The 9,048-nt window shown below is 70.9% G+C and carries 6 protein-coding genes; all 6 read right to left on the reverse strand.

What is annotated here, in order from left to right; translation table 11 throughout:
- Position 1: 1 nt before the first annotated feature.
- Positions 2-1,372, reverse strand: coding sequence for a putative lipid II flippase FtsW (ftsW, locus tag BZZ08_RS32695; RefSeq protein WP_104635817.1), 1,371 nt, complete (start codon positions 1,370-1,372; stop codon positions 2-4).
- Between the two features lie 77 nt (positions 1,373-1,449).
- A complete protein-coding gene (gene murD, locus BZZ08_RS32700; protein WP_104635825.1) occupies positions 1,450-2,874 on the reverse strand; it encodes a UDP-N-acetylmuramoyl-L-alanine--D-glutamate ligase in 1,425 nt (474 codons plus the stop codon).
- Between the two features lie 8 nt (positions 2,875-2,882).
- On the reverse strand, positions 2,883-3,974 hold the full coding sequence (gene mraY, locus BZZ08_RS32705; protein ID WP_104635824.1) for a phospho-N-acetylmuramoyl-pentapeptide-transferase: 1,092 nt from the start codon (positions 3,972-3,974) through the stop codon (positions 2,883-2,885).
- The gene (locus BZZ08_RS32710; RefSeq protein WP_104635818.1) at positions 3,974-5,389 is read right to left on the reverse strand and encodes a UDP-N-acetylmuramoyl-tripeptide--D-alanyl-D-alanine ligase; all 1,416 of its coding nucleotides are present in this window, start codon (positions 5,387-5,389) and stop codon (positions 3,974-3,976) included. Before BZZ08_RS32710 ends, mraY begins: the two co-directional genes overlap by 1 nt.
- 49 nt (positions 5,390-5,438) lie before the next feature.
- Complete coding sequence (locus tag BZZ08_RS32715; protein ID WP_104635819.1) at positions 5,439-6,959, reverse strand: UDP-N-acetylmuramoyl-L-alanyl-D-glutamate--2,6-diaminopimelate ligase; 1,521 nt, start codon at positions 6,957-6,959, stop codon at positions 5,439-5,441.
- A gap of 224 nt (positions 6,960-7,183) precedes the next feature.
- On the reverse strand, positions 7,184-9,048 hold a 1,865-nt coding region (gene ftsI / locus BZZ08_RS32720; protein ID WP_241965625.1), incomplete at its 5' end, for a cell division protein FtsI.

The following is a 9,048-nucleotide window of genomic DNA, read 5'->3' on the forward strand; positions in this document are numbered from 1 at the left end:
TTCACCGCTCTCCGGACGAGCGCGCCGCCGAGGCGCGCCGTCGCATCGTGTTCCAACTCCCAGGGCGCCGCTTGGCCGCGGGTCCCCTGGCTCCCCGCTTTCTACCAAAGCGAGGTTGCCGCAACGCAAGCGCCGCCCGCGCACCGGGTTCATCACGCGCGAACGCGATCAGCAGACCGATGGCGAACATGGTCGGCAGCAGGGCGGAACCCCCGTAGGAGAACAGCGGGAGCGGGACACCGGCGATCGGCAGCAGCCCGAGGACCGCACCGATGTTGATCACGGCCTGGGCCGTGATCCAGGTGGTCACACCTCCCGCGGCATACCTCACGAAGGGGTCCTCCGTGCGTCCGGCCACGCGGATACCCGCATAGCCTAGGGCCGCGAAGAGGGCGAGCACCGACAGCGTCCCCGCCAGGCCCAGTTCCTCACCGGTGACGGCGAAGATGAAGTCGGTGTGCGCTTCGGGGAGTTGGCCCCATTTCTCCACACTGGCACCGAGCCCGGATCCGAACAGTCCGCCCGAGGCGAGGGCGTAGATGCCGTGCACGGCCTGCCAGCAGGAGTCGCCGGGGCCCGGGTCGGTGGCACCGAGGCAGTTGAGCCGGGCCATGCGGTTCGCGCTGGTCTTGATGAGGATGAAGCCGAGCAGCAGGGCGATCGAGAGCACGCCCGCGAACAGCCGGGTGGGCGCGCCGGCCAGCCACAGCAGACCGAACAGGATCGCCGTGAGGATGATCGCGGTACCCATGTCGCCGCCGATCATGATCAGCCCGAGCAGCATGAACGCGGCCGGCACCAGCGGCACCAGCATGTGCTTCCACTGGGTCAGCAGCTTCTTGTCGTGCTTGCGCGCGAGCAGGTCCGCGCCCCACAGCACCAGGGCCAGCTTGCCGAACTCGCTGGGCTGGATCTGGAAGGAGCCGCCCAGCGAGATCCAGTTCTGGTTGCCGTTGACCGCGACTCCTATCCCCGGCACCTGGACCAGGATCATCAGGAAGACGGCCCCGGCGAGGATCGGATAGGCCAGCGCGCGGTGGAGTTTGACCGGCATCCGCATGGCGGCGACCATGAGGCCGGCGCCGATGAGCGCCGCGAGCGCCTGCTTGCGGAAGAAGTACGAGCCCGGCAGCGAGAGCTGGAGCGCGGTGATCTGGGACGCCGAGTAGACCATCACCAGGCCGAGCACGGTGATCAGCAGACTGCCGCCGAAGATCAGGTAGTACGCGGTGAGCGGCCGGTCCCAGGCGCGGCGCAGCCGGTGGTAGAGGCGGAGCACGGGGTTCTCGTGCGGCGGCCCCGGTGTGACGGGTCGCCTGACGGACCGCTGTACGGGCGGGCGTCCGGTGCGGCTCTGGGGACTACCGGGCATCGCGGCCTCCGCTGTCCTTCGGCATGGACCGTCCCACGCGTCCTCCCGAGTTCACCCGGCGGCAGGAGGCGGCCGGGTCAGGCGCCGAGTTCGCGAACGGCCTGCGCGAACGCGTCACCGCGCTGGTTGTAGTTGGTGAACATGTCCATGGAGGCACAGGCCGGTGCCAGCAGCACCGTGTCGCCGGGCCGGGCGAGCCGCCGCGCCTCCTGGACGGCCTGGAGCATCGCACCAGTGTCGGTCCGGTCGAGGTCGACCACGGGTACTTCGGGCGCGTGTCGCGCCAGGGCTTCGCGGATCAGGGCGCGGTCGGCGCCGATGAGGACGGCGCCGCGCAGCCGCTTGGCCGCGCCCGCGACCAGTTCGTCGAAGGTCGCGCCCTTGGCCAGTCCGCCGGCGATCCACACGATCGACTCGTAGGCCGCCAAGGAGGCTTCGGTGGCATGGGTGTTGGTGGCCTTGGAGTCGTCCACGTACGCCACCCCGTCCACGTCGGCGACGTGCGCGATGCGGTGGGCGTCCGGGGTGAAGGCGCGCAGCCCGTCCCGCACGGCGGCGGCACCGACGCCGAAGGCACGGGCGAGGCCCGCGGCGGCAAGAGCGTTGGCGATGTTGTGCGGGGCCGGCGGGTTGACGTCGGAGACCTCGGCGAGTTCCTGGGCGTTCTTCTGCCGGTCCTCGACGAAGGCGCGGTCCACCAGGAGGCCCTCCACGACGCCGAGTTGGGAGGGGCCGGGCGTGCCGAGCGTGAAGCCGACCGCCCGGCAGCCCTCCTCGACGTCGGCGGCGCGGACCAGGTCCTCGGTGGACGGTTTGTCGGTGGCATCGACGTTGTAGACGCAGGCGACCTGGTTGCCTTCGTAGATACGGCCCTTGTCGGCGGCGTAGGCCTCCATCGAGCCGTGCCAGTCGAGGTGGTCCGGGGCGAGGTTGAGCACGGCGGCGGAGTGGGCGCGCAGGGAGGGCGCCCAGTGGAGCTGGTAGCTGGACAGCTCCACGGCGAGGACGTCGTACTCCTCCTCGCCGGTGACCGCGTCCAGCAGGGAGACGCCGATGTTGCCGACGGCGGCGGTGCGCAGACCGGCCGCCTTCAGGATCGACGCGAGCATCTGGACGGTGGTGGTCTTGCCGTTGGTGCCGGTGACGGCCAGCCAGGGGGCGGGCTTCCTGCCGTCCAGGCCGCGCAGCCGCCAGGCCAGCTCCACGTCGCCCCAGACCGGGACGCCGGCCTGCCGGGCCGCCGTGAACAGGGGCTTGGTGGGCTTCCAGCCGGGTGCGGTGACGATCAGCTCGGTGCCCTCGGGAAGCGTGTCCCCGTCGCCCAGGCGCACGGTGACGCCGAGCGCCTCCAGTTGAGCCGCCTGCGCGCGCGCCCGCTCGTCGTCGCCGTCGTTGACGACGATGACGTGCGCGCCGAGCCCGTGCAGCACCTTGGCCGCCGGGACGCCGGAGACGCCGAGTCCGGCGACGGTGACGTGCTTGCCGGTGAATTCCGAAGGCACCGAGGAGGTCACTTGTCCGTTGCCCATCCCGCGTAGAAGAGGCCGAGTCCGACGATCACACAGATGCCCTGGATGATCCAGAAACGGACCACGACAAGGACCTCGGACCAGCCTTTGAGTTCGAAGTGGTGCTGGAGTGGCGCCATCCGGAAGACCCGCTTGCCGGTGAGGCGGAAGGAGCCGACCTGGATGACCACCGACATGGTGATCAGGACGAACAGGCCGCCGAGGATGGCCATCAGCAGTTCGGTGCGCGAGCAGATCGCCAGACCCGCCAGCACGCCGCCGAGCGCGAGCGAACCGGTGTCGCCCATGAAGATCTTGGCCGGCGAGGTGTTCCACCACAGGAAGCCGAGGCAGGAGCCCATCAGCGCGGACGCGACCACCGCCAGGTCGAGCGGGTCTCTCACCTCGTAGCAGGCGCCCGGGTTGGTCAGGGTCAGCGCGTTGGCGCAGGACTCCTGGAACTGCCAGACGCCGATGAAGGTGTAGGCGCCGAAGACCAGGACGGAGGCGCCGGTGGCCAGGCCGTCCAGGCCGTCGGTGAGGTTCACGCCGTTCGACATCGCGAGGATCATGAACAGCGCCCAGATGACGAACAGCACCGGGCCGATGGTCCAGCCGAAGTCGGTGATGAACGACAGCTTCGTGGACGCCGGGGTGTTGCCCCGGTTGTCCGCGAACTGCAGCGAGAGCACGGCGAAGCCGATGCCGACGATCAGCTGGCCGGCCATCTTCGCCTTGGCCCGCAGGCCCAGCGAACGCCGCTTGACGATCTTGATGTAGTCGTCGAGGAAGCCGACCAGGCCCATGCCCACCATCAGGCCGAGCACCAGCAGACCGGAGAAGGTCGGCCCCGCGTCGATGTCGGGGTCCAGATAGCTGGTGATGCCCTTGGCGAGGAAGTACGCGGCGACCGTCGCGAAGATGAAGGCGATGCCGCCCATGGTCGGCGTACCGCGCTTGCTGGCGTGCTCGCGCGGGCCGTCGTCGCGGATGTACTGGCCGTAGCCCTTGCGGGCCAGGAGCTTGATCAGCAGCGGGGTGCCGACCAGCGTCAGGAAGAGGCCAATGACTCCTGCGAACAGGATCTGCTTCATCATCGGGCGGCAACCTCACCCTCGGTGCCGGTCTCGAGCAGCGCCGTGGCGACGCTCTCCAGACCCACCGAACGGGACGCCTTCACGAGCACGACGTCCCCCGGGCGCAACTCGCTGCGCAACAGGTCGACCGCCGCCTGTGCGTCGGACACGTGCACCGACTCCTCACCCCACGAACCCTCGTTATATGCGCCCAGTTGCAGCCATTGGGCTTCCCTGCCCCCGACCGCGACGAGCTTGCTGACGTTGAGCCGGACGGCGAGCCGTCCGACCGCGTCGTGCTCGGCGAGCGCCTCGTCCCCGAGCTCGGCCATCTTGCCGAGCACCGCCCACGTACGACGCCCCTTGCCGATGGCCACGAGGGCACGCAGCGCGGCCTTCGTGGACTCGGGGTTCGCGTTGTAGGCGTCGTTGACGACCGTCACGCCGTCCGGGCGCTCGGTGACCTCCATCCGCCAGCGGGAGAGGGAGCCCGCCTCGGAGAGCGCGGTGGCGATCTCGTCTGCGGACATGCCCAACTCGTGGGCGACGGCGGCCGCGGCGAGCGCGTTCGACACGTGGTGCTCACCGTACAGGCGCATGGTCACATCGCTTGCACCGGAGGGTGTGTGAAGGCTGAAGGAAGGCTGTCCGGTGTCCGTGAGTCGCACGTTCTCGGCGCGAACGTCCGCTTCGCCGGACTCTCCGAAAAGGATCACCTTCGCCTTCGTTCGGGAGGCCATGGCCCGTACGAGGGGGTCGTCCGCGTTGAGGACCGCGGTGCCGCCCTCCTCGGCCGGCGGCAGCGCCTCGACCAGCTCGCCCTTGGCCTGGGCGATCTGCTCCCGGCCGCCGAACTCGCCGATGTGCGCGGAGCCCACGTTGAGGACGAGGCCGATCCGCGGCGGGGTCAGCTCGCACAGGTACCGGATGTGGCCGATGCCGCGGGCGCCCATCTCCAGGACGAGGAACTTCGTCTCGTCGGTGGCGGTGAGCGCGGTGAGCGGCAGCCCGACCTCGTTGTTCATGGAACCGGGCGTGAAGACCGTGGGCGCCTTGCGGCGCAGGACCTGGGCGATCAGGTCCTTGGTGCTGGTCTTGCCGGCCGACCCGGTGAGGGCCACGAGGGTGGTGCCGAGGCGTCGCACGACGTGCCGGGCGAGGGCGCCCAGGGCGGTCTGGACGTCGTCCACGACGATCGCGGGCACGCCGACGGGGCGGGAGCCGAGGACGGCCACCGCTCCCGCTTCGACGACCTGTGCGGCGAAGTCGTGGCCGTCCACCCGTTCGCCCACGAAGGCGACGAAGAGGCTGCCGGGCCCCGCTTCCCGGGAGTCCCGGACGACCGGCCCGGTGACGGCGGCGGACGCGTCCGGTATGTCGTGCATCCGCCCGCCGACGACTTCTGCGATCTCGGCGAGTGAGAGGGTGATCACAAGTTCGTCCCCTGCATCGGGATCAGGATCGGCTGGATCATTCGGGATCTCATCCCTGGGTCTTCTGGATGGCTTCGCGCAGCACCTGGCGGTCGTCGAAGGGACGGACGACCCCGGCGATGTCCTGGCCCTGCTCGTGGCCCTTGCCGGCCACCAGCACCGTGTCGCCGGGCCGGGCCCGGGCGACGGCGGCGGCGATCGCGGCGGCCCGGTCCTCGAAGACCTGCACCTCGCCGCGTTCGTGCGCGGGCACGGACGCCGCGCCCTGGAGCATGGTGGCGAGGATCGCGAGGGGATCCTCGGAGCGCGGGTTGTCGGAGGTCAGTACGGCGGTGTCGGCGAACCGGGCCACAGCGGCGCCCATCGGCTCCCGCTTGGTGATGTCCCGGTCGCCGCCGCAGCCGAGCACCACGTGCAGCCTGCCCTCGGTGACCTTGCGCAGGGCCCGCAGCACCGACTCGACGGCGTCGGTCTTGTGGGCGTAGTCGACCACCGCGAAGAACGGCTGGCCCTCGTCCACGCGCTCCAGCCGGCCCGGCACGCCCGGTACGGCGGCGACACCGTCGGCGGCGCTCTGCGGATCGAGTCCGGCGGCGGCCAGGGCGACGATCGCGGCGAGGGTGTTCGCCACGTTGAACGGCCCGGCCAGCGGCGACCTGGCGGCGATCCGCTCGCCCTTCGGCCCGAGCACGGTGAACGTGGAGTCCAGCGGGCCGACCTCGACCTCGTCGGCGCGCCAGTCGGCGTCGGGGTGGCCCTCGGCGGAGTAGGTGACGACCGGGACGGTGGCCTCGTTGGCGAGGCGCCGCCCGTACTCGTCGTCGACGTTGACCACGCCGAGTCTGCTGCGCCTGGGCGTGAAGAGCTGCGCCTTGGCCTGGAAGTAGTCCTCCATGCCGGAGTGGAACTCCATGTGCTCCGGGCTGAGGTTGGTGAAGACCGCGATGTCGAAGACGCAGGCGTCGACGCGGCCGAGCACCAGGGCGTGGCTGGAGACCTCCATGGCGACCGCCTCGGTGCCGCGCTCGCGCATCACCGCGAACAGCGCCTGGAGGTCGGTGGCCTCGGGCGTGGTGCGCTCGGACTTGATGCGCTCGTCGCCGATGCGCGTCTCGACCGTGCCGATCAGGCCGGTGGACTTCGCCGTGCGCAGGCCGCCCTCGACGAGGTAGGCGGTGGTGGTCTTGCCGGAGGTGCCGGTGATGCCGATCTGGAGCAGGTCGCGGCCGGGGTGGCCGTAGATCGTCGCCGCCAGCTCGCCCATCCGCGCGCGCGGGTCGTCGACGACGAGCGCCGGCAGACCGGCGGCCGCGGCGCGCTCCGCGCCGGCCGGGTCGGTCAGCACGGCGACCGCGCCGAGGCCGGCGGCCTGGGTGACGAAGTCGGCGCCGTGCAGGCGGGCTCCGGGGAGGGCGGCGTACAGGTCACCGGGGCGGACGGCACGCGAGTCGTGGGTGATGCCCGTGACCTCGGCGGAGCCGTCCGGCGCGGCGACACCCAGCTGATCGGCGAGTTCCGCGAGGGGTGTGGCGGAGATCCGCACCGGCCGGGGCGGTCCCGGGTATGTCACGGGGTGGCCCTTCTGGGTGGTTTGGGACTGATCAGGGTGTGGCACGGCGGTGAGCGTACCGGCAGTACCCGCTTCCCGGCGAAGCGAGGGCTGGGGGGCGCCCTGGGAGGCGCTCTGGTTCCCGGGGTCCGGGGTGATCGTTGTCACGGGTGGTTCCTGGTGGCTCGGTACTGAAACGGCGCTGGCTCGGTACGGGCTCGATGCGGGGGGCGGGGCGGTACGGCTCAGGGTTTGAAGGCGACCGGGAGCCTCGCGGGGGTGGCCCCGGTCGGCGGGACCTGGAGGGTCTTCAGGGCGAACTCCATGACCTGCTTGTAGATGGGGCCGCAGATCTGGCCGCCGAAGTAGCTGCCCTCGGTGGCGTTCTGGATGGCGCAGTAGACGGTGACGCGGGGCTTGTCGGCGGGGGCGAATCCGGCGAACGACGAGGTGTAGCCGTGGTACTTGCCGGTGGCCGGATCCACCCGGTTGGCCGTGCCCGTCTTGCCCGCCACCCGGTAGCCGGGGATGCGGGCCTTGGTGCCGGTGCCCTCCTCGTCGTCGACGACGGACTCCAGCATCTGCGAGAGGGTCTTGGCGGTCTTCTCGCTGGTCACGCGGGTCTTCTCGGGTTCGGGGGCCGGGGTGAAGCGTCCGTCGTCGCCCTTCGTGCCACGGACGAGCGTGGGTTCGATCCGGACGCCGCCGTTGGCGATGGTCGAGTAGATCGAGGCCGCCTGGAGCGCGTTCAGGGAGACGCCCTGGCCGAAAGGAATCGTGTACTGCTGCGAGGTCGACCACTGGCCGGGCGGCGCGAGGATGCCCTTGGTCTCCCCCGGGAAGCCGAGGCCGCTGTAGTCGCCGAGGCCGAACTTGCGCAGGTAGGAGTAGAGCACCTTGTTGGCCTCGGCCTGGGTCTTGCCCAGTTCGCCGGTGGCCATGATCGTGCCGATGTTGCTGGACTTGGCGAGCACGCCGTTGAGCGTGAGGTACCAGGTCGGGTGGTCGATGTCGTCCTTGAAGAGCCGGTCGCCGCGCTTGAGCCGGTTGGGGACGGTGATGTGGGTGTCCGGAGTGGCGACGTTCTCCTCCAGCACGGCCGCCATCGACAGCACCTTGGCGGTGGAGCCCGGTTCGAAGGCGTCCTGGAGCGCGGCGTTGCCCAGCGCCGCGGGGTCGGCGTGGGCGAGGTCGCCCGGGTCGAAGCCGGGCGAGTTGGCCATGGCGAGGATCTCGCCGGTGGTCGTGTCCTGGACGATGACGTAGCCGCCGTCCGCCTTGGACTTCTCCACCTGCTCGCTGATGGCGTGCTGCGCGGCCCACTGGATGTCGCGGTCGATGGTCAGCTCGACGTCGCTGCCGGGCACGGCGGGCGTCTCGGTGGAACCGGCGGTGGGCACCTGGCGCCCGCCGGACTGCGCGTAGCGGATCTTGCCGTCCTCGCCGGCCAGCGTCTTGTCCAGCTTCCGCTCCAGGCCCCCGCCGCCCTTGCCGTCGGCGCCGACCCAGCCGAGGATGCCGGCGGCGAGGTCGCCGCCCGGATACACGCGCTTGCTGCTGGGGTCGGCGAAGACGCCCGCGAGCACGTTGACGGTCGACCTGTCGGTCTCCGCCTTCGTGGTGAGCGCGGTCTTCAGGTCCTTGATCTGGTTCCAGACCTGGGGGGTCTGCCGGCGCGCGAGGCGGACGTAGCGCAGTTCCTTGTTCTTCGGGCGGAGCGTCCTGGCCAGCTGCTCCTGGTCCTCGCCGAGGATGGGCGCGAGGAGCGCCGCCGCCTGCTCGGGCCCGTCGTCGACCTTCAGCTGCTCGCGGGTGAACATCGTGGGGTCGGCGGTGATGTCGTAGGAGTCCACGGTGGTCGCGAGGGCGACGCCGTTGCGGTCGGTGATGCCGCCGCGTTCGGCGGGCAGGGTGTGTACGACGTAGCGGTTCTGCTCGGCCTTGGCGGAGTACGTGCCGGCGTCGACGGCCTGCACCTGGAGGAGCCGTACGACGAAGGCGGCCAGCACCAGGGTCAGCGCGAGGCCGATCATGCGCAGCCGGGGGCGCGGGCTGCCCAGCCGGAAGGCGCGGGGCGTCCGCCGGGGCGGTCCTGGCCTGCGGGCCGGCC

It is taken from the genome of Streptomyces sp. MH60, from assembly GCF_002939385.1.
Lineage (GTDB): Bacteria > Actinomycetota > Actinomycetes > Streptomycetales > Streptomycetaceae > Streptomyces.

Excerpts from the sequence above, each read along its gene's own strand:
- ftsW (WP_104635817.1), bottom strand. The coding sequence starts at position 1,372 with ATGCCCGGTAGTCCCCAGAGCCGCACCGGACGCCCGCCCGTACAGCGG.
- mraY (WP_104635824.1), bottom strand. The coding sequence starts at position 3,974 with ATGAAGCAGATCCTGTTCGCAGGAGTCATTGGCCTCTTCCTGACGCTG.